The 19,255-nt window shown below is 69.6% G+C and carries 18 protein-coding genes; 5 read left to right on the top strand and 13 right to left on the bottom strand.

Annotation, left to right across the window (positions count from 1 at the left end):
* Window positions 1-21 precede the first annotated feature (21 nt).
* Window positions 22-912: a dihydrodipicolinate synthase family protein gene (locus AKH00_RS15230; protein ID WP_050723589.1), complete on the top strand. Its 891-nt coding sequence runs from the start codon at window positions 22-24 to the stop codon at window positions 910-912.
* A complete protein-coding gene (locus tag AKH00_RS15225) occupies window positions 909-2,072 on the top strand; it encodes a MalY/PatB family protein (RefSeq protein WP_050723588.1) in 1,164 nt (387 codons plus the stop codon). The genes AKH00_RS15230 and AKH00_RS15225 overlap by 4 nt, the downstream gene beginning before the upstream one ends.
* Window positions 2,073-2,127: 55 nt before the next feature.
* Here AKH00_RS15225 and dnaB read toward each other — a convergent pair whose 3' ends face one another.
* Window positions 2,128-3,501, bottom strand: a complete 1,374-nt coding sequence (dnaB, locus tag AKH00_RS15220; protein ID WP_050723587.1) for a replicative DNA helicase — start codon at window positions 3,499-3,501, stop codon at window positions 2,128-2,130.
* A gap of 541 nt (window positions 3,502-4,042) precedes the next feature.
* On the opposite strand from dnaB, the gene AKH00_RS15215 reads away from it, so the two are divergent.
* Together AKH00_RS15215 and AKH00_RS15210 are read left to right on the top strand one after the other, a co-directional pair.
* Window positions 4,043-5,035: a hypothetical protein gene (locus AKH00_RS15215; protein ID WP_050723586.1), complete on the top strand. Its 993-nt coding sequence runs from the start codon at window positions 4,043-4,045 to the stop codon at window positions 5,033-5,035.
* 111 nt (window positions 5,036-5,146) lie between these two features.
* Window positions 5,147-7,213, top strand: coding sequence for a beta strand repeat-containing protein (locus AKH00_RS15210; RefSeq protein WP_161804407.1), 2,067 nt, complete (start codon window positions 5,147-5,149; stop codon window positions 7,211-7,213).
* Window positions 7,214-7,581: 368 nt separating this feature from the next.
* Here the strand turns inward: AKH00_RS15210 and rplI are convergent, their stop codons facing one another.
* Genes rplI through rpsF form a run of 4 tightly spaced genes read right to left on the bottom strand, consistent with a single transcriptional unit; the run spans window position 7,582 to window position 9,231 of the window.
* Window positions 7,582-8,034: a 50S ribosomal protein L9 gene (rplI, locus tag AKH00_RS15205; RefSeq protein ID WP_050723585.1), complete on the bottom strand. Its 453-nt coding sequence runs from the start codon at window positions 8,032-8,034 to the stop codon at window positions 7,582-7,584.
* Between the two features lie 11 nt (window positions 8,035-8,045).
* Window positions 8,046-8,300 carry a 30S ribosomal protein S18 gene (gene rpsR, locus AKH00_RS15200; protein WP_017203799.1) on the bottom strand — a complete coding sequence of 85 codons (255 nt, stop codon included), beginning with the start codon at window positions 8,298-8,300 and terminating at the stop codon, window positions 8,046-8,048.
* A gap of 50 nt (window positions 8,301-8,350) precedes the next feature.
* Window positions 8,351-8,857, bottom strand: a complete 507-nt coding sequence (locus AKH00_RS15195; protein WP_050723584.1) for a single-stranded DNA-binding protein — start codon at window positions 8,855-8,857, stop codon at window positions 8,351-8,353.
* A gap of 5 nt (window positions 8,858-8,862) precedes the next feature.
* Entirely contained in the window at window positions 8,863-9,231 is a 369-nt protein-coding gene (rpsF, locus tag AKH00_RS15190; RefSeq protein ID WP_050723583.1) for a 30S ribosomal protein S6, read from the bottom strand.
* Window positions 9,232-9,454: 223 nt separating this feature from the next.
* Between rpsF and AKH00_RS15185 the strand changes: the two genes are divergently transcribed.
* A complete protein-coding gene (locus tag AKH00_RS15185) occupies window positions 9,455-10,156 on the top strand; it encodes a hypothetical protein (protein WP_235556803.1) in 702 nt (233 codons plus the stop codon).
* A gap of 67 nt (window positions 10,157-10,223) precedes the next feature.
* On the opposite strand, the gene AKH00_RS15180 is transcribed toward AKH00_RS15185, so the two are convergent.
* From AKH00_RS15180 to AKH00_RS15145, 8 genes are all read right to left on the bottom strand, one after another.
* Entirely contained in the window at window positions 10,224-11,270 is a 1,047-nt protein-coding gene (locus AKH00_RS15180; protein WP_050723581.1) for a FecCD family ABC transporter permease, read from the bottom strand.
* Window positions 11,267-12,298, bottom strand: coding sequence for a FecCD family ABC transporter permease (locus tag AKH00_RS15175; RefSeq protein ID WP_235556802.1), 1,032 nt, complete (start codon window positions 12,296-12,298; stop codon window positions 11,267-11,269). The genes AKH00_RS15180 and AKH00_RS15175 overlap by 4 nt, the downstream gene beginning before the upstream one ends.
* Entirely contained in the window at window positions 12,295-13,338 is a 1,044-nt protein-coding gene (locus AKH00_RS15170; protein WP_050723580.1) for an iron-siderophore ABC transporter substrate-binding protein, read from the bottom strand. Before AKH00_RS15170 ends, AKH00_RS15175 begins: the two co-directional genes overlap by 4 nt.
* 99 nt (window positions 13,339-13,437) lie before the next feature.
* The gene (locus tag AKH00_RS15165) at window positions 13,438-14,046 is read right to left on the bottom strand and encodes a hypothetical protein (protein WP_050723579.1); all 609 of its coding nucleotides are present in this window, start codon (window positions 14,044-14,046) and stop codon (window positions 13,438-13,440) included.
* The gene (locus AKH00_RS15160) at window positions 14,043-14,963 is read right to left on the bottom strand and encodes a carbohydrate ABC transporter permease (RefSeq protein ID WP_082297675.1); all 921 of its coding nucleotides are present in this window, start codon (window positions 14,961-14,963) and stop codon (window positions 14,043-14,045) included. Before AKH00_RS15160 ends, AKH00_RS15165 begins: the two co-directional genes overlap by 4 nt.
* A complete protein-coding gene (locus AKH00_RS15155; RefSeq protein ID WP_050723578.1) occupies window positions 14,960-15,907 on the bottom strand; it encodes a carbohydrate ABC transporter permease in 948 nt (315 codons plus the stop codon). The genes AKH00_RS15160 and AKH00_RS15155 overlap by 4 nt, the downstream gene beginning before the upstream one ends.
* A gap of 60 nt (window positions 15,908-15,967) precedes the next feature.
* Entirely contained in the window at window positions 15,968-17,278 is a 1,311-nt protein-coding gene (locus AKH00_RS15150; RefSeq protein ID WP_050723577.1) for an ABC transporter substrate-binding protein, read from the bottom strand.
* 42 nt (window positions 17,279-17,320) lie between these two features.
* Window positions 17,321-19,183 carry a glycoside hydrolase family 2 protein gene (locus tag AKH00_RS15145; protein WP_235556801.1) on the bottom strand — a complete coding sequence of 621 codons (1,863 nt, stop codon included), beginning with the start codon at window positions 19,181-19,183 and terminating at the stop codon, window positions 17,321-17,323.
* Window positions 19,184-19,255 lie beyond the last annotated feature (72 nt).

The following is a 19,255-nucleotide window of genomic DNA, read 5'->3' as shown; positions in this document are numbered from 1 at the left end:
AAACGAAAGAAAGGTGCCCTCATGTTCACAGGTCTCAGCGCGTTCCCCCTCACCCCGTTCCGAGACGACCGGCTCGACGCTGCCGCCTTCGGCGACCTCGTCGAATGGATCGCCCGCGCGGGCGTGGATTCGATCGGCGCTCTCGGTTCCACCGGAAGCTACGCCTATCTGACTGCTGCTGAGCGCGCCGAAGCCGCCCGCGTCGCGGTGGCAGCAGCCGGGGATGTTCCCGTCATCGTCGGGGTTGGCGCTGTGAGCACCCGCGACGTGCTCACACATGTCGACTCCGCTCAGCGCGCCGGTGCTGCCGGCCTCCTCCTCGCGCCGGTGACGTACCAACCCCTTACCGACGGAGAGGTATACGGCTTGTACGAGCGGGCCTCGGCGGACGCGGACATCCCGATCGTGGTCTACGACAACCCCGCCACGACGGGCGTCAGATTCACCGATGACCTCTACGCGAGCATCGCCCGTCTCCCGCACGTCGCTTCGATCAAGATCCCTGCTCTTCCCGACGACGAGCCCTCGGCGGAAGACCGGGTACGGCAGCTGCACGAACTCGTTCCCGGGGTGACGATCGGAATCTCCGGCGATGCGGCGGGCGCCCGCGGCCTGATCGCCGGCTGCGAGGCCTGGTACAGCGTGCTCGCCGGCATCCTTCCCGACACCTGCCTTGCCATCACGCGCGCCGCGCAGTCCGGCGATGTCCCCACCGCCATGCGGCTGTCCGAGGGTCTGGCCCCCGTGTGGGCGCTTTTCGACCGCCACGGGAGCTATCGCGTTGCGGCCGCGATCGCCGCAGAACGCGGCCTGGTGGTGCCCGAGGCCGTCCACCACCCGGTTCAGCCGTTGCGCGACGCCGACCGCGAAGCGGTGCGGACCGCCCTTGCCGGCCTTGGGGTCGTCTCATGACCGGCAACCCGCTCACCGAACTCACACTCGAGCAGCTGCGCACTCGCACCAGCAGGAAGTGGCGCACCTACTCTTCCGACGTGCTCCCGTTGTGGATCGCGGAGATGGACGTCGATCTCGCGCCACCGATCGTCGATGCCCTGACTGCAGCGCTCGCCCAGGGCGACACCGGATATCCCGCCGGCGAAGACTACGCCGATGCCTACCGCGGCTTCGCGAAACGGACCTGGGGATGGGATGTCGACCTCGCCGCCACCGCGTCCATGCCCGACGTCATGCGCGGCATGACCGCCCTCCTCGGCCTCGTCACCGCCCCCGGCGATGCGCTCGTGATCACCACACCCGTCTACCCGCCGTTCTTCGCGTTCGCTCGCAACGCCGGACGCCGCGTCGTCGAAGCACCACTCCACCCGGATGGTCGTGTCAACCTCACCAGTCTCGAGATCGCCTTCCAGAACGAGACCCGAGACGGTCGACGTGCGGCGCTGCTGCTGAGCAATCCCCACAATCCCACCGGCACCGTCCACACCGCCGCCGAGCTCACCGCCGTCGCGGGCCTCGCGAACCAGTACAGCGTGCGGGTCATCAGCGATGAGATCCATGCCCCACTCGTCCTCCCGGGCGCCACCTTCACTCCGTACCTCACCGTCCCCGGCGGGCAGACCGGCTTCTCGCTGGTCTCCGCCTCGAAGGGCTGGAACCTCTCAGGAATCAAAGCCGCTCTCGCCGTCGCAGGCACCACCGCCATCGACGACCTCACCCGCCTCCCCCAGGAAACGCGCCTCGGCGCCAGCCATCTCGGCAACATCGCCCACGCGGCGGCCTTCCGCCACGGCAGCGAATGGCTCGACGCGCTCCTCACCGGGCTCGATCAGAACCGACACCTGCTGCGGGAGCTCATCAGCGAGCAGCTCTCCGAGATCTCCTACCGCGACCCCGAAGCGACCTTCCTCGCCTGGCTCGACTGCAGTTCATTGCTCGCGAGACTTCAGGGCGAGACGCCCGGTGCCTTCTTCATCCGGGAGGCGCGCGTCGCCCTCAACGACGGAACCGGTTTCGGAGGCAGCGGCCACGGTTTCGTTCGACTGAACTACGCAACCAACCCTTCCATCATCCAGACAGCGATCGAACGGCTCGCGGCGGCGATCAGGCGACTCTGACCGCGCCACTCCGGCGAAGCCTGCCTGACCGCGGCACCGAAGAGTTACAGGCGGCTCAGTTGAAGTCGCCGCCGGGCGCCATGTCGGCGAAGCGCGAGTAGTGACCCTGGAACGCCACCGTGATGGTCGCGGTCGGACCGTTACGGTGCTTGGCGACGATGAGGTCGGCCTCCCCCGGGCGCACGTCCTTGTCGTAGACGGAGTCGCGGTGCAGCAGGATCACCATGTCGGCATCCTGCTCGATCGATCCGGACTCGCGCAGGTCGCTGATCGCGGGCTTCTTGTCCTGGCGCTGCTCGGGACCGCGGTTCAGTTGCGAGAGCGCGATGACCGGCACCTGGAGCTCCTTCGCGATCAGCTTGAGGCTTCGCGAGAACTCCGAGACCTCCTGCTGGCGCGACTCGACGCGCTTGCCCGAGGTCATGAGCTGCAGATAGTCGATGATGACCATCTTGAGGCCGGCGCGCTGCTTGAGCCGACGGCACTTTGCCCGGATCTCGACGAGCGTCATGTTGGGGCTGTCGTCGATGTACAGCGGGGCGTCGTTGATGCGTCCGCGGGTGGAGGCGACGGTGGTCCAGTCGCGAGGGTCGAGCGTTCCCTTGCGCATGTTCTGCAGCGGGATGGCGCCCTCGGCGCTGAGGAGTCGCATCGCGATCTCGCTCTTGCCCATCTCGAGCGAGAAGAAGATCGAGGGGTAGTCGTGGCCGATGGATGCCGCGCGCGCGAAGTCCAGCGCCAGCGTCGACTTACCCATGGCGGGTCGCGCCGCGACGACGATCATCTGCCCGCCGTGGAGGCCGTTCGTCAGCTCGTCGAGCTCCCTGAACCCGGTCGGGATGCCCGTCATCGAGCCGTCGCGTCCGTTGGCGGCCTCGATCTCCTCTATCGCCGCATCGACGGCGGTGGTGAGCGGAACGTAGTCCTCGGCCGTCTCCGACCCGGTGACCGAGTAGATCTCGGCCTGCGCGTTGTTGACGATGTCGGTCGCATCACCCTGCCCGTCGTAGCCGAGCTGGACGATTCGCGTCCCGGCGTCGACGAGACGACGCAGGATCGCCCGCTCCGACACGATGCCCGCGTAGTAGCCGGCGTTCGCCGCGGTGGGGACGATCGAGGTGAGCGTGTGCAGGTAGTCGGCGCCGCCCGCGCGGCTGAGCTCGCCCGTCTTGATGAGCTCGTCGGTGACCGCGACGACGTCCGTCGGCTCGCCGTGCGAGTACAGCGAGAGGATTGCCTCATAGATGAGCTCGTGCTTGGGGATGTAGAAGTCGGCGCCTTTGAGCGTCTCGATCACGTCGGCGACGGCGTCCTTCGACAGGAGCATTCCGCCCAGTGCGCTCTGCTCGGCGAGCAGGTCGTGCGGCGGGGTGCGTTCGGGCTTCCGCTGCCCTCCGAGGCGCTCCTCTGAGATGTCGGCGATCGACACGCTTCTCCCTTCGCTACGACGTTCCCCCGGTGCGGGACGCGACCTCGTCCCGCTGTGATTCCGGCCGGGAAGGACCGTCTGCGCAGCAAACCAGGAACTTCCGACATCGGGTCGCTGGACCACGCTACGAGCGCCGGTTTCCGGTCGCAACACAGCCTGTGGATAACCATGTGGAGAGCGTGCGGAGAAGTCCGGAGTGTCTGTGCAGAACGCATGTGGATAACCCCGTGGACTGTCGGCTGACAGAACTTTCTTTTTTGCTGAGACCTGGGGTTTTCGGTTTCCCCACCCTGTGGATGGGAAAGTGCTTCAACTGCACCTTGAAGGTTCGACACCGTGGGAAACAGATGTGCAGAACCTGGGGAAAGTCAAGTGGGGATTCCGCCGGGCGCGTCCTGTGTCCAGTCGATGGATTTATTGCGCGAGATGTCATCGATCCTGCGGCAAGTAGGGGTTTACATCGCGAGATGTCGGGAGTATCGTCGCCGACACATCGACGCAGGATGCATGCAACGAGAAGCTTTCGGGGAGGGAAGCCATCGTGAACGCTCAAGCAACCCGACGCGGCGTACCAGCCGTCGTCCTCTGGGGTGGCTTGGGAGCGCTCGCATGGGCCGCGATCACGGCACTCACAGGAGGCTCCTCGGCTCAGGCCGACGAGCAGTCCGATCCCTCCCTGCTGGGAGGCGTCAGCTCCCTCGTCAGCGAGACCGTCACGGCGGTCGGCGACACCGTCACCGCGGTGACCCAACCCGTCGTCACCGAGGTCGTCGCTCCCGTCGTGACCGAAGTCGTCGCCCCGGTGGTCACCCAGGTGGTGGCTCCCGTGCAGCAGGCGGCCCCCGCTGTCGTCGAGACCGTCTCCGACACCGTCGCCGAGGTCCCCGTCGTGGGACCGGCGGCGGCCCCCGTCGTCGAGGCCGTCGCGGACACCGCGCAGGGGGTCGTGGATCCGGTGACGGATCTGCTGCAGGAGGCTCCGGTCTCGCAGATCGTCACCCCCGTGCAGGATGCCGTCGCGGCCCTCCCCCTCGTGGGGACGCTGATCGACCGGCTCGGCGTGAACACCCTGCTGACGAGCGTCGTCGGCGTGCTCGACGACACGACCGCCCTCGTCGGCGGCGTCGTGGAAGGCACGGTCCCGCCGGTCCTCGAGGCGCTCGCGCCGTCCCGGCCTGGTGCCGTGGAGGACGATGTCGCCGCTATCGCCGCGCCGTCCTCCGTGATGACGGCCACGACTCCGCCCGCATCCGCTCAGGGGACCGCTGCGCCCACCGTGCGGCCGGCCTCGCCCGCCGCATCCCCGGCTATGAGTGCGCCCTCCGCCGGCGAGGGTCCGACTCTCCCGGCCTCCGGCGGCTCGCCGGCCGCGCCGGTCTCCTCGGTCGGCTCCGGCGGAGCATCCGTTCTCTCCCACGCTCGCACGAGCGACGTGGGCTTCTCACCGCTCCGTGCCGTGGAGCGGACCCCCGGCGCATCCGACGACGTCCTGCCGACGTCGCTGGTCGCCGACACCGACGTCTCTCCTGACTGACGTCCGTCGCGCCGTTCTCCGGAACGGCAGATGCCGTGCTGCGCGCGCACACATATCCACTCGCACGCACCCATCCAGACGCACACCACTGAAAGTCAGGAGAAGGTCATCATGCGTACTGTCATCAAGCGGCTCCTCTGGGGCACGCTCATCGCCGGCGGGGTCACCCTGTTCGGCGCGACCGCCGCCAATGCGGCGGAGACCTCGGGAGACGACGGACTGCTCTCGGGGACCCAGGCGGAGGCTCCGATCTCCGTCCCCGTCACGATCGTGGACAACGCGATCTCACTGCTCGGAGACTCCTCCGCGCAGCCGGCACCGGCCCCTGCACCCGCACCGGCCCCGGCCCCGGCTCCGGCACCCGCCCCTGCTCCGGCACCTGCACCCGCACCCGCACCCGCACCCGCACCCGCGACGAGCGGGGAGTCCGGTACCGCATCGGGCACGCAGGCGGTGGTCGACGTGACGCTCCCCGTGACGGTGAGCGGCAACGCGATCAGCCTGCTCGGCGACTCGTCGAGCGAGGCCGCGGCACCTGCCGCAGCGCCGGATCCCGCGGCGGCGGCACCGTCCGCGGAGATCACGACGAACGGCGTCGACGGACTGCTCTCGGGCACCCAGGCGCTGATCGACGTCGACGTGCCCATCACGGTCACCGGCAACTCGGTCTCGCTGCTCGGCGACAGCTCCCTTGAGGGACAGGATGCTGCGGCACCGGCATCCGCCCCCACCACGACGGAGTCGTCCGCACCGACCACCACGGGTGACGACGGCATCGCCTCCGGCACCCAGGTCACCGCACCGATCACCGCACCGGTGACGGCCGGCGGCAACGCGATCTCGCTCCTCGGCGACAGCTGGAGCGGCGGCAGCAGTGTGCCGGCGACACCGACCGGATCGACCGCGACCGGCACGGACGCCACGACCGGCGGTGAGGACGGTGTCGCGAGCGGCTCCCAGGTCACCGCACCGATCACCGCACCGGTGACGGTCGGCGGAAACGCGATCTCGCTCCTCGGCGACAGCGCGACCTCGGGCGGATCGGTTCCGGCCGCTCCGGCATCGGGCACCGCGCCCATGGCTGGCGGCACGACCGCGGGTGACGACGGCATCGCCTCCGGCACCCAGGTCACCGCACCGATCACGGCTCCGGTGAACCTCGGCGGCAACGCGATCTCGCTCCTCGGCGACAGCGCGGTCGACGGCGGCACGGCTCCGGCCGCGCCCTCGGGTTCCTGGATGCCGACGACCGAGGCTTCCACCTCCGGCGATGACGGGGTCCTCGGTGGCACGCAGGTCACCGCCCCGGTCACGGCTCCCGTGACCGCGACCGGCAACGCCGTGTCGCTGCTCGGCGACAGCTGGACCGACGGCGGCACGGCTCCGGCCGCACCGAGCGGATCGTCCGCACCCGCCACGGGCGCCATGACCGATGGTGAGGACGGCGTCGCCAGCGGCACCCAGATCACCGCACCGGTCACCGCTCCCGTGACCGCCACCGGCAACGCGATCTCCCTCCTGGGCGACAGCGCGGTCGACGGCGGCGGCGCTGCGACCGGCCCCGGCACCGACGGTGCGACGACCGGCGGCACCACCTCGGGTGACGACGGCGTCGCCTCCGGCACTCAGGTCACCGCTCCGGTCACGGCTCCCGTGACCGCCACCAACAACGCCGTCTCCGTCCTCGGAGACAGCGCGGTCGTCGGCGGTTCGGGCGTCGGCACGCCGGCGACGGAGGGCCCGACCACCGGTGGCATCACCACCGGTGACGACGGCATCCTCGGCGGCAGCCAGATCACCGCTCCGATCACCCTGCCGATCACTCTCGGCGGCAACGCCATCTCCGTGGTCGGCGACAGCACGGTCACCGATCCGGGCACCGACCCCGGCACCGACCCGGGAACGGACCCCGGCACCGACCCGGGAACGGACCCCGGCACCGACCCGGGCACCGACCCGGGCACCGACCCGGGCACCGACCCGGGCACCGACCCGGGCACCGATGACGGCACAACCGTCGGAGGCGCATCCACCGGCGGAGGGTTCGTGACCGCCGCGGGTTCCGCGCAGGGTCTCGCGATGACCGGTGACGCGTCGTCGACGGCGCTCACCGCCATGGCGCTGCTGCTCCTCCTCCTCGGAGGTGGGATGCTGCTGCGTCGCCGTCTGACCGCATAACCGCAAGGCCCCGGCGGCACAGGGCATCCTCGGGGGAGGAGATGCTGTGTCGCCGGTGCGCGGGCTCCAGCCCGCCGGTCCGACAGGGTCCCCAGCCCTCGCCGGCCGCTGCGGCGCCGCGCAGTCTGCGGATGCCCCGTGTCCCCAGCACGGGGCATCCGCCATGCCCTCCGGCATCCCTCTTCCTCTCCTCACCCCCGTGCCGACGCCCCTGCTGGGTGCCGACGCCCCGGTTCACTCACGTGAACCAGACGGGGCGTCGGCAACCAGACGGGGCGTCGGCAAGACGAGAACGGGAACGGGAACGGGGGGACACACAGAACGCCCCCTGTCCCGGAGGACAGAGGGCGTTCGACGGGACGTCGCGCTTACTTGGCGGCGACGACCTGCAGGGTGATGACAGCGGTCACGTCGTCGTGCAGACGGACCGTGGCCTCGTGCTCACCGGTCGACTTGATCGCCGACGTGATGTGCACCTTGCGCTTGTCGATCGAGCCGAGGCCCGCGGCAGCGACGGCGTCGGCGACGTCGGCGGTCTTCACCGAGCCGAACAGACGACCTTCCTTGCCGGCCTTGACCGCGAGGCGCACCTTGGCGGCCTCGATCGAGTTCTTCAGCGTCACAGCCTCGTCGCGGTCGTGGATCGCGCGCGCCTGACGAGCAGCCTGGATCGAAGCGACCTGCTTTTCGCCACCGCGGGTCCACGCCGTAGCGAAGCCCTGGGGGATGAGGTAGTTGCGGGCGTACCCGTTCTTGACCTCGACCACGTCACCGGCGCTACCGAGCCCGGCGACCTCGTTCGTGAGAATCAGCTTTGCCATGTCGCTACCCCTTACCGGCCTGCGCCAGCGTAGGGCAGGAGCGCCATCTCGCGTGCGTTCTTGATCGCGGTGGCGATCAGACGCTGCTCCTGCACCGAGACACCGGTGATACGACGGGCGCGGATCTTGCCGCGCTCCGAGACGAACTTGCGGAGGGTGGCGACATCCTTGTAGTCGATGACTCCGACCCGGATCGACTTCGCGGGAGCGGCGTTCTTCGCGCCCTTCCGCGGCTTGCGGCGGTCGCCGCTCGACTTTCCAGCCATTGTTTTTCCTTAGTTATGAGACGGATGCCGGAGCATCCGGAGATCCTGATTCAGAAGGGGGTGTCGTCGCCGAAGCTGCCCGGAGTGCTCCAGGCGTCCGCGCTGGTCGACGAGCCGGGCGTGGACCACGGCTCCTCCGACACCTGCTGCTGCTGCGCGGGACGGGACTGCCCGCCTCCGCCGCCGCCGTTCGACGCCGCACGGGTGACCTGCGCGGTCGCGTACCGGAGCGAGGGGCCGATCTCGTCGACCTCCAGCTCGATCGCGGTGCGCTGGTTGCCCTCGCGGTCCTGGTAGGAGCGCTGACGCAGACGGCCCTGCGCGATGACGCGCATGCCCTTGGTCAGCGAGCCCGCCACGTGCTCGGCGAACTCACGCCACACCGACGCGCGGAGGAACAGCGCTTCGCCGTCCTTCCACTCGTTGGCGGCGCGGTCGAAGTTCCGAGGCGTCGAAGCGATGGTGAAGTTCGCCACCGGCAGTCCGTTCTGCGTGTACCGCAGCTCGGGGTCGGCCGTGAGGTTTCCCACCACGGTGATGACTGTTTCGCCGGCCATCGGACTCAGGCCTTCGCAGCCTTGGCGGCCTTGCGGGCAGCCTTCTCTTCGGAGCGCTTGGCCTCGGACGCGATCATCGCCTGAGCCTCCTCCGAGCGGAGGACCTTGGTGCGCATGATCTGCTCGTTCAGCTTGAGCTGTCGGTCGAGCTCCTGCGTGGCCTCGCTCGTCGCGGTGAAGTTGACGACGGCGTAGATGCCCTCGTTCTTCTTCTGGATCTCGTACGCCAGACGGCGCTTGCCCCAGATGTCGACCTTGTCGATCGAACCGCCATCGTTGGTGATGACCTTGAGGAACTTGTCGAGCGTAGGAGCGACCTGGCGCTCGTCGACCTCGGGGGTCAGAATGACCATGAGTTCGTACTGGTGCGTCACTTACCCACCTCCTTCGGACTAGAACGGCTCCCGGGACTTTCCCGGGAGCAGGAGGGTGTGTGCACGTCATCCGCCCGGGTATCCGATGGATGCCGGAGGGCAGACAACCTGCTCAGTCTAGCGGACTTTCCTCTGCACTGCTGTCGGGCGTGTCCCCGCCGCCTGGCATGCTGGTGTGGTGCGCGTCGAGACCACGTGCACACGACCGAAGGGGGAAATGCGCATGCGCGTCACCAAGATCGGCGCCGGGATCGTCCTGGCCGCCGCCATCATGCTCACCGGCTGTTCGGCTCCGGCCGCCGAGGAGCCCAAGGACGACACGTCCACCAGCACCACCGAGGAGACCACGGCACCCTCGTCCGACTGCCCCGAGCTCACCGAGGGCGCGACCGTCGACGGGACCGAGCTCGGCACCTGCATCACTGAGGCGATGACCGACACCGAGGGCTATGCGGCCAAGATGACGGTGCTCGGCATGGAGACCACTGCTCAGTACGACCCGGCGACCGAGGCCGTCGCGTGGTCGACGCCGATGGGCTCCGTCGTCGTGATCGGCGACGACGCCTGGGTCAAGTCGTCGACGAGCGAGTGGCAGGTCGCGGACGCGAACTCGTCCGACCCGATCGTCGCCGGCCTCAGCCAGGCCGCGGCGACCGCGAACGAGGCAGACCCGGCGGTCGCGGCCGCCGGCCTCTCCGGCGAGTTCACGGTGACCGGCACGGGCTCGCGCCTGGGTCAGGACGTGTACATCCTCACCGGCACGATGGAGCAGGACGGTGTCTCGGTCGACATGACCTACGAGGTCACCCCCGATTACGTCGTGCTCGCGACCACCGGCGCCACCGAGGCCGCCGGTCAGTCCATCGAGACCTCGCTCGAGATCACCGAGTGGGACGCCAAGCAGGACATCGTCGCCCCGATCTGATCGGAGCGCGACGAGGAGGGCCGGGGCACGATGTGCCTCGGCCCTCTCTGCGTCTATGAGTGCCGGGCTACGGGCGCCGCCGGGCGGTGCGGATCACGAGGTAGATGAGGTACACGCCGCCCAGCACGAGGGTCACGACGCCGACGGGGAGCGCGTGCTTCGGCACCGCGTTCTGCCCGATGATGTCGGCGAGCGACAGCAGCGTCGCACCCATGAGCGCGGTGGCCACCAGGTGCGCCGTTCCGTTCCGCACGACGAGCCGCGCCAGGTGCGGGGCGGCGAGCGCGATGAACGCGATCGGCCCCGCCACGGCCGTCACGACGCCGGTGAGGCCGACCGCGATCGCCACGAGCGCCGCCTTCGTCAGCGGCATCCGACCACCGAGTGCGGAGCCGAGGTCGTCGCCGAGCTCGACGAGCCACAGCCCGCGGCGCGCGCACGCGAGCAGCACGAGAAGCCCGAGGACCACGAGGATCGGCAGTGCCGCCTGCGTCCACCCGACGCCATTGAGCGATCCGGCACCCCAGATCGCGGCGGAGATCGCGACCTCCAGTCGAGCGCGCAGCAGCATCCAGGCGTTGAGGGCGGCGAGCACCGCGCTGACCCCGATACCGACGATCACGATGCGGTAGCCGAGAGCACCGCGGCCGGCGACGAGCAGGGCGACGAGCCCGGCGGTCGCGAATCCGCCGAGGATCGCACCGATGGCCACGCTGAACTGCGAGGCCCCACCCGTCGTGATGACGAGCAGCGCGCCGGTGTAGGCACCGGTCGTGAGGCCGATCACATCCGGGCTGCCGAGCGGGTTGCGTGTGATGGTCTGGAAGATCGTGCCCGACAGGGCGAGCGCGGCGCCGAACACCACGGCGGCGAGCGCGCGCGGGAGCCGCCAGTCGACCACGACCATCCGCACGCCGCCGTGCGTCTCGAACAGCGCCTGCACCACCCGGATCGGCGAGAGCACGGTGTCGCCGATCGAGAGGCTCGCGAGGAACGACACGACCAGTGCGGCGACCAGCGCGGCCATCGCGATGCGACCCCGGCGGTCCAGCGGGCGGCGGGCTCGGCGGATGACGCTGCGGGCATCCGCGGCGGTGCGGCCGGAGACGGTCACAGCTGCACCGGCTTCTTCCTGCGGCCGATCACGATCAGGAAGGGTGCGGCCACGAAGGCCATGACGATGCCGACGGGCACCTCCTGCGGCGCGATGATCACGCGTCCGACGACATCGCCGAGCACGACCACGATCGCCCCGATCACAGCGGCCAGCGGCACGACGACCTTCTGCGAGGAGCCTGCGAAGCCGCGCGCGATGTGCGGGGCCGCGAGACCGAGGAACGCGACGGGACCGGCCAGCGCGGTGGCGGTGCCTGCCAGCAGCGTGATCGCCACGACCGCGGCGGTGCGCAGGGGGCCGATCTTCACACCGAGCGCGGCGGCGGTGTCGTCGCCCAGGGCGAGCACGTCGAGGCTGCGCGTCATGAGCAGGGCGATCACGAGCCCGAGCGCGATCGCAGGCCCCGCGAAGGCGAGCAGCGAGAGGTCGCGTCCGGCGAGGGCTCCGGACTCCCAGCTGCGCATCTGCAGGAACGCGGTCGGGTTGAGCAGCACCAGGGCCGTCGTGATGCCGCCGAGCACCGCGGCGAGCGCGACGCCTGAGAGCACGAGCGTCACCGGGCTTCCGCCGCCCGCGGCGCCGAGAAGCACGACGCCGATCGTCGCGATGAGGGCCCCGAGCAGCGCGAACAGCATGAGGTGCGGGAAGTCGCTCACCCCGAGCGCTGCGACGGCGAGGGCCACGGCGACCGAGGCTCCGGCGTTGACCCCCAGGATGCCGGGGTCGGCGAGCGCGTTCCGGGTGAGCGCCTGCATCACGGCCCCGGCGGCGCCGAGCGCGAGACCGACCACGATGCCGAGAACGGTCCGGGGGATCCGCGATTCACGCACGACGAGCTGCAGGTCGCTGCCGTCGAAGCGCGTGACGGCGTCGACGACCGTGCCGAGACCGATCATCTTGGTGCCGACGGCGAGCCCGACCACGGCAGCGGCGGCGAGCGCGAGGAACGCGAGCACGACGACGAGCGCGATCCGCGCGGCGGAGTGCCGGCGCGGATCGCGTGTCGTGCGTGCGGCCGTCGTCACTCGGCGGTGCGCGCCGGTCCGTTGCCGGCGACCGCGTCGCTCAGGGCGGGCACGAGTGCGTCGAGCACGTAGGGCAGGCTCAGCGGCGAGGTGAAGTAGATCGCCCCGGCGGTCACGCCGTCGGTGTACACGACGGACCCGCTCTGCATGGCGCGGAGCGCGGTCACGAAGGCCTCGCCCTCGAGCGCGGTGACGTCCTCTTCCTTCTCGGTGCCCCAGATGAGCACATCCGCGGCGTTCAGCACGTCGAGGTTCTCGACCGGGATGTAGGCCTGGCCGCCGGACTCGTCCTCAGGCGCGTACGCGTCGATGTCGGCGGGGATCGTGAAGCCGAGGTCGGTGAGGAAGTCGGTGCTGAGGCCGTCCTGGTAGGCGATGGCCGAACCGTCGTAGATCGCGTTCTGCAGGAACACGGCCGGCGTGCCGGAGAACTCGGGGTGCGCGGCCGCGGCATCCGCGAACTGCTCCTCGATGCCGTCGACCAGCTCCTGCGCTTCGTCCTCGAGGCCGACGGCCTTGCCGATCTGCAGGGTCTGCACGTCCCACGGCTCGAAGTACATGGAGTAGTCGCCCGAGTGGGCGACGGTCGGCGCGATCTCGGAGAGCCGGTCGAAGTCCTCCTCGGTCATGCCGGCGTTCGTGCCGATGATGAGGTCGGGCTCGAGCAGCGCGATCGCCTCGAAGTCGAGTCCGTCGCTCGTGGTGAGGACCTCGGGCTCGGAGTCTCCGCGGGCATCGTCCGCCCACGGCCAGGAGGCGAAGTCGTAGTCGCCGTACCAGTCGGTCACGCCGACCGGCTTCACGCCGAGCGCCCACAGGGTGTCCTGCTCGGTGTAGCCGACCGAGACGACGCGCTTCGGCTGCTCGGAGATCGTCGTCTCGCCGTAGGCGTGCTCGACCGTGACGGGGAAGGCGTCGGCGGCGACCTCGGGCAGGTCGGCGTCGGCGCCGTCGGTCGCAGGGCTGCAGGCGGTGAGGGCGGCCGCGGTCGCGACGGCGGCGAGGAGGGCGGCGAAGGCCCGGGTACGGATGCGGGGCATGGCGGAACCTGTCAGTCGAGATAAGGGTTGCCTAAGCTTATCCACCACGCGTCTGCGCGCGCCATCCGCGTCTCTGCCCGGCTCAGGCGGCACCCCGAGTCAGGTGGCGACCACACCCCGGCGTCGCCGCTCCGCGGCCACGAGCGCCACGACGACGAGACCCGGCGCGATCACGATCAGCGGCGGCAGCATCCACACCACCACCACGCTCACGCCCAGTCCGAGGAGCACGAGCACGTCGCCGATCGGATCGTCGAGCAGGAGGTCGCGACCGGCCTTCCACAGCGCGCCCCACCGAGCACCCGGCTCCCACAGCGCCGCTGTACGCAGCGCGGCGAGCGCGACGACCGCCGCCAGCACTCCGCTCACAATCCCGAGTGCGGTACCGCCGGGCAGCAGCCCCTGCATTCCCGCGAGAGCGTTGAGCAGCAGCATCCCCACCACGACGACGGATGCCGCACCGAACCACCATCCCGAGCGGATCGCCTGCCAACCGAGCGTCAGCAGACGCCGCACGGAATCGGTCTCGTGCTCGAGGTGCGCGTCGAGGTGCCGCGCCCCGGCCGCGACCGCCGGGACGATCGTGACCAGCGGCAGCGACAGCGCCGCGACGCCGAGGCCCACGACGAGCATCTCCCCGAACGCGCCGAGCCGCGCCCCGCCGAACGCCGCGGACTCGCGCCGAGCGCGTGACCGCACCCCGCTCATCCCTTGAGCCCCTCGGTCGCGACGCCCGACACCAGGTAGCGCTGGAACGCGAGGAAGAACAGCACGACGGGCAGCAGCGCGAGGATCGCCATGGCCATCTGCGCACCGTAGTCGCTCGTGGAGGTCTGGTCGACGTACAGGCGCAGCGCGAGCGGCATCGTGTACATGCCCGGATCCTTGAGGTAGAGCAGCGGTCCGAAGAAGTCGTTCCACGACCAGATGAACGCGAAGATCGAACTCGTCACGAGGGCGGGCTTCATGAGCGGCAGGATCACGTACGCGAACGTGCGCACGTGACCGGCGCCGTCGATGCGGGCCGCCTCGTCGAGTTCGCGCGGCAACCCGCGGATGAACTGGATCATCAGGAACACGAAGAACGCGTCGGCCGCGAGGAACTTGCCCAGCAGCAGCGGCCAGTAGGTGTTGATCATGTCGAGCTGGTTGAACACGATGTACTGCGGGATGATCACGACGTGGAACGGCAGCAGCATGGTCGCGATCATGCAGAGGAAGAAGAGCTTGCTGCCGCGGAACCGGATCCGCGCGAACGCGTACGCCGTGATCGAGCACGACAGCACCACGCCGAGCACCGAGGCCACCGCGAGGATCAGCGAGTTCACCACGAAGGTCCAGAACGAGACCCCGCCGATGCCCGACAGCGCCTTGGCGTAGTTGTCGAAAGAGAAGCTCTCGGGAATGAGGCTCACCGAGCCGATGATCTCGTTGCCCGGCTTGAACGACGACATCACCATCCACACGGCCGGGTACAGGATCACCACCAGCACGGCGATCGTCAGGACATGGAAGACGGTCGAGCGGAGAGCGCTCCGCCGACGGTGGCCGACACCCGGGCGGCGTCGCCCGCCCTGGGCCGGATCGGTCGTGATGAGCTCGGTGTGCGTGACGGTCGTGGTCATCTCTCGTCTCCCGCGTAGTGGACCCAGGCCTTCGAGCTGCGGAACAGGATGATCGTGACGATGCCGACGGCGATCACGAGCACCCAGGCCATGGCCGAGGCGTACCCCATCTGGAAGTCGCGGAAGCCGCGCAGGTACAGGTACAGCGTGTAGAAGAGCGTCGACCCCGCTGGCCCTCCGCTGCCGTTGGAGATGATGTACGCCGAGTTGAACACCTGGAAGGCGTGGATCGTCTCGAGCAGCAGGTTGAAGAACAGCACGGGCGACAGCATCGGGATCGTGATCGAGAAGAAGCGCCGCACGGGGCCTGCGCCGTCGACGGATGCCGCTTCGTAGAGCTCCGCCGGCACCTGCTTGAGCCCGGCGAGGAAGATCACCATCGGCGCGCCGAACTGCCACACCGTCAGCAGGATGAGCAGCGGCAGCGTGCGAGCGGGATCGCCGACCCAGCCTCCCTCCGACGCGGGCGGTCCGCCGAAGAACGAACCGATCTGGGCCACGATCCCGTTGTCGATGAACATCGCCTTCCAGACGATCGCGATCGACACGCTGCCGCCGATGAGCGACGGCAGGTAGAACGCCGACCGGTAAAAGCCCTGACCGCGACGCGGCGCGTTCAGCAGCATCGCGACCCCAAGAGCGGCGACGAGCTTGAGCGGGGTGCCGACGAGCACGTAGATGCCGGTGACCTTGACCGCCTGGAGAAAGTTCGGGTCGGTCAGCATCCGCGTGTAGTTGTCGAGGCCGACGAACTCGGGATCGTTGAAGAGGTTGTAGTCCGTGAACGACAGCGCGAGCGACGCGACCATCGGGCCGGCGGTCAGCGCGAAGAAGCCGATCAGCCAGGGGCTGAGGAACATGTAGCCCGCGCGCGTCTCCCGCCGGGCGCGCACGTTCTTCGTGCGCGCCCGGACCGGGGCGGCGGTGGCTGCAGGAGCAGTCATGAGGGTGTCATCCTTCCTCCTGCAGCCGGGCGCGCCCGTGCGGCAGGTCGTGCGTGAGGGTCAGCCGAGGACCAGCGAGATCTCGGAGAACAGCTCCTGCGCGAACTGCTTCGTCGTCAGGTCGCCGTAACGCAGCTGCTCGTGCAGCTCGCCCCACTTGGCCTCGATCGTGCCGTAGCCCGCGGGCAGGATCGGGTAGCTGGCGGTGAGCTCGTCGTCGACCGAGGCGAGGTAGTCGAGGTTCACGGTGTCGGCCGGGGTCTGGTCGATCGCCGCGCGACCCTCCTCGGTGGGAGGCGTGCCGAGCGAGGTGCCGAAGACCTTCGCGACCTCGGGCGAGGTGGTGAGGAAGTTCACGAACGCCGCGGCGGCCTGCTGCTGGTCGGAGTTCTTCGCGACGCTGAGCAGCATGCTCGGCTTGGGCGCGAGCACGTGCTCCTTCTCGCCCTTCTCGAGCGGCGGCTGCACCATGCCGATGTTCTCGGTGCCGGCATCCGTCATGCCCTGCAGGACCGTGGTCGAGAAGTTGAACCAGATCGCGGCCTCGCCGGCCAGGAACCCGCCGCTCGGCGACAGCGCGACGCTGCGCTCGACCGGGTAGAACTCCCCGTCCTCACGCAGCGACGATGCGCTGTCGAGGTAGTCGACCACGTCGTCCTCGTCGAACGCGGGCGTACCGTCCTCCTCGAACACGGCATTGCCCGACTGCATCAAGTGGTAGATGAAGTTCGGCAGTCCGCCCGTGTAGTCCTCGGCGCCGTAGATCTTCGGATCGGATGCCGCGCCCGCGGCGTTGACCTCGAGGATGAAGTCGTCGAGCTCATCCCACGTCATGTCGTCGGTCGGGTAGTCGATGCCGTACTGGTCGAGGAGGTCCTTGTTGTACATCATCGACCAGGCGTTCGTACCGAGGGGGACGCCGACGAGCTGGTCGTCGACCGTGCCGGAACCCAGCACCTGGTCGGTGATGCCGTCGAGCGGCAGCAGCGAGTCGCGGTAGGGCGAGAGGTCGGCCAGGAGGCCCTTGCTCGCGTACTCGCCGAGGTAGCCGGCATCCATCATCACGACGTCCGGGAGCGATTTGCCCGCGGCCTCCGTGTTGCGGGCGGTCCAGTAGTCGCCCCAGGCGTTGAAGTTCCGCACGACCTCGACGTTCGGGTACTGCTCGTTGAACAGCGCGACGACCTGCTCGAAGCGATCGGCGCGGTCCTCGTTGCCCCACCACGAGAAGCTGATCTCGGCGGTGGTGTCCTCGTCGAACGTGATGTCCTCGGGGGCGGCGTTCGAGCCCCCTCCCCCGCCGCATCCGGCGAGCACGAGCGTGACGGCGCCCGCGAGGGCGACCAGGGCGGGCAGTCTCTTCTTGGTCATGTGGATTCTCCTCATTGAGTGGCTGTGCGTTCGGGTAGGGGGTCAGGCGCTCGGCGTTCCCTGGATCAGGGAGCGGAGCGTCTCGATGGGGAGCTTGGGCTCCCGCGTCTCGGTGAGCAGGCCGTTGCGCTCCTGCATGGTGTCGGTGAGCTGGGTCCAGCACCAGCCCGACAGACCGCGCGCCCGGCCGCGGTGGCCGCGCGTGCCGGACTGCACGGCGCCGAGGATGTCGGCGATCATGCGCGTGTAGTCCTCCGCGCCTGCGGCCTCCGAGTACCCCCAGGCGTCGTCGGGGCTCGCGTCGACCGCCCACTTCACGCCCCCGAACTCGGTGAGCAGCACGGGCTGGCCCTCGTCGGTCGTGCCCGGCAGTCGGATCTGCCGCCCCGCGGGGCCGATGCCGGAGATGTAGGCGCGCAGAGCCTGCTCGTCCACGTCGTAGCGGTCGGCGAGCACGCGTCCGTCGGCCTCGTAGTCGTGCAGGGTCCACAGGTCGGAGGTGCCCAGCTCCCAGCCGTCGTTGGAGATGACGGGCCTGGTCGGGTCGAGCGCCTTGGTGAGCTGGTAGAGCCCCTCGGCGAAGGCGCGCTGGTCGGCGCGCGAGGCGATGTGCTGCACGCCCCAGCTCTCGTTGAGCGGCACCCAGGTGACGATGCTGGGGTGGGCTCGGTCGCGCATCACGGCCTCGGTCCACTCCGCCGTCGTGCGCTGCACCGCGCGTGGCGTGAAGGTATAGGTCGCCGCCATCTCGCCCCAGACCAGGAGTCCCAGTCGGTCGGCCCAGTACAGGAACCGCTCGTCCTCGATCTTCTGGTGCACGCGCACGGAGTTGAAGCCCAGCTCGGCGATCAGCTCCGCCTCGCGGCGCAGCGCCTCGGGCGAGGGCGCCGTGAGGTGCGATTCGGGCCAGTACCCCTGGCTCAGCACGGAGCGCAGCGTGACCGGACGGTCGTTGAGCAGCAGTGCGCCGTCGGCCCACGCGACGCTGCGGAGCCCGAGGTAGCTCGCGACGGCATCCGTCACGACGCCGTCCTGCTCCACGCTCACCCAGGCGTCGAGCAGGGTCGGCTGACCCGGACGCCACAGCAGCTGCTCGTAGCCCTGCCCGTTGGTCTGCCCCGTGAGCGGCAGCGTGAGCGCGGTCGTGTCGCCGGTCACGCGCACGCTCGCGGCGGCGAGCTCGCGCCCCTCGTGGGCGATGCGCACGTGCACGACGCTGTCCCCGGCGCTCTTCAGCGCGACGTCGACCGTGACGGTGCCGGCCGACAGGTCGCTCGTCCAGTTCACGCCGGTGACGTGCTGCGGGGCCACCGATTCCAGCCACACGGTCTGCCAGATGCCGGTCGTGCGGTGGTACCAGATCGTGTGCGGGTGCTCCTCCCAGTCCTGCTTGCCGCGGGGCTGGGCGAGGTCGTGCGGGTCGTCCTCTGCGCGCACGACGATCACGTGCGATGCGGATGCCGGATCGAGCGCATCCGTGATGTCGACGGCGAAGGGGGTGTGGCCGCCCTCGTGCGCGCCGACCGTGCGTCCGTCGACCCACACCGTGGACCGGTAGTCGACGGCGCCGAAGTGCAGGATCGCGCGGGCGCCGTCGCGGTGGCCGATCGACTCGAGCTCGGCGTCCGTGAGGTCGCGGCGGTACCAGACGACGGGGTGGAAGCCGGTCGCGCCGATGCCGGAGGCGGGCGACTCGGGCGGGAAGGGCACGCGGATGCGGTCGGGCAGCTGCCGTCCGTCGTACCAGCGCTCACGGAGGCCGAGGTCGGTGTCGTCGTGCGCGAAGCCCCACTCCCCGTCGATCTCGAGGTACGAGTCGCGGACGAGCTGCGGACGCGGACGCGCCGTCTCCAGACTGCTCGCGCGGACGGTCTCGATCGCTCGGTCGGTGTCGTGCTTCACCACGGGTGCGGCTCCCTCTTCCGGCGCTCGGCGCCGGTCTTCGTCATCGAATGCGTTCTCCGTCGTCGGAGATGG

It is taken from the genome of Microbacterium sp. GCS4 (assembly GCF_001262495.1).
Lineage (GTDB): Bacteria > Actinomycetota > Actinomycetes > Actinomycetales > Microbacteriaceae > Microbacterium.
Note: the sequence above shows the minus strand (reverse complement) of the source record. Positions and strands in the feature narration are given on the sequence as shown.

What these genes read in the sequence shown, in the direction of transcription:
- AKH00_RS15230 (WP_050723589.1), top strand. Translation starts at nt 22, where the DNA reads ATGTTCACAGGTCTCAGCGCGTTCCCCCTCACCCCGTTCCGAGACGAC.
- AKH00_RS15225 (WP_050723588.1), top strand. Translation starts at nt 909, where the DNA reads ATGACCGGCAACCCGCTCACCGAACTCACACTCGAGCAGCTGCGCACT.
- AKH00_RS15210 (WP_161804407.1), top strand. Translation starts at nt 5,147, where the DNA reads ATGCGTACTGTCATCAAGCGGCTCCTCTGGGGCACGCTCATCGCCGGC.
- rplI (WP_050723585.1), bottom strand. Translation starts at nt 8,034, where the DNA reads ATGGCAAAGCTGATTCTCACGAACGAGGTCGCCGGGCTCGGTAGCGCC.
- rpsR (WP_017203799.1), bottom strand. Translation starts at nt 8,300, where the DNA reads ATGGCTGGAAAGTCGAGCGGCGACCGCCGCAAGCCGCGGAAGGGCGCG.
- AKH00_RS15195 (WP_050723584.1), bottom strand. Translation starts at nt 8,857, where the DNA reads ATGGCCGGCGAAACAGTCATCACCGTGGTGGGAAACCTCACGGCCGAC.
- AKH00_RS15185 (WP_235556803.1), top strand. Translation starts at nt 9,455, where the DNA reads ATGCGCGTCACCAAGATCGGCGCCGGGATCGTCCTGGCCGCCGCCATC.
- AKH00_RS15170 (WP_050723580.1), bottom strand. Translation starts at nt 13,338, where the DNA reads ATGCCCCGCATCCGTACCCGGGCCTTCGCCGCCCTCCTCGCCGCCGTC.
- AKH00_RS15165 (WP_050723579.1), bottom strand. Translation starts at nt 14,046, where the DNA reads ATGAGCGGGGTGCGGTCACGCGCTCGGCGCGAGTCCGCGGCGTTCGGC.
- AKH00_RS15160 (WP_082297675.1), bottom strand. Translation starts at nt 14,963, where the DNA reads ATGACCACGACCGTCACGCACACCGAGCTCATCACGACCGATCCGGCC.
- AKH00_RS15155 (WP_050723578.1), bottom strand. Translation starts at nt 15,907, where the DNA reads ATGACTGCTCCTGCAGCCACCGCCGCCCCGGTCCGGGCGCGCACGAAG.
- AKH00_RS15150 (WP_050723577.1), bottom strand. Translation starts at nt 17,278, where the DNA reads ATGACCAAGAAGAGACTGCCCGCCCTGGTCGCCCTCGCGGGCGCCGTC.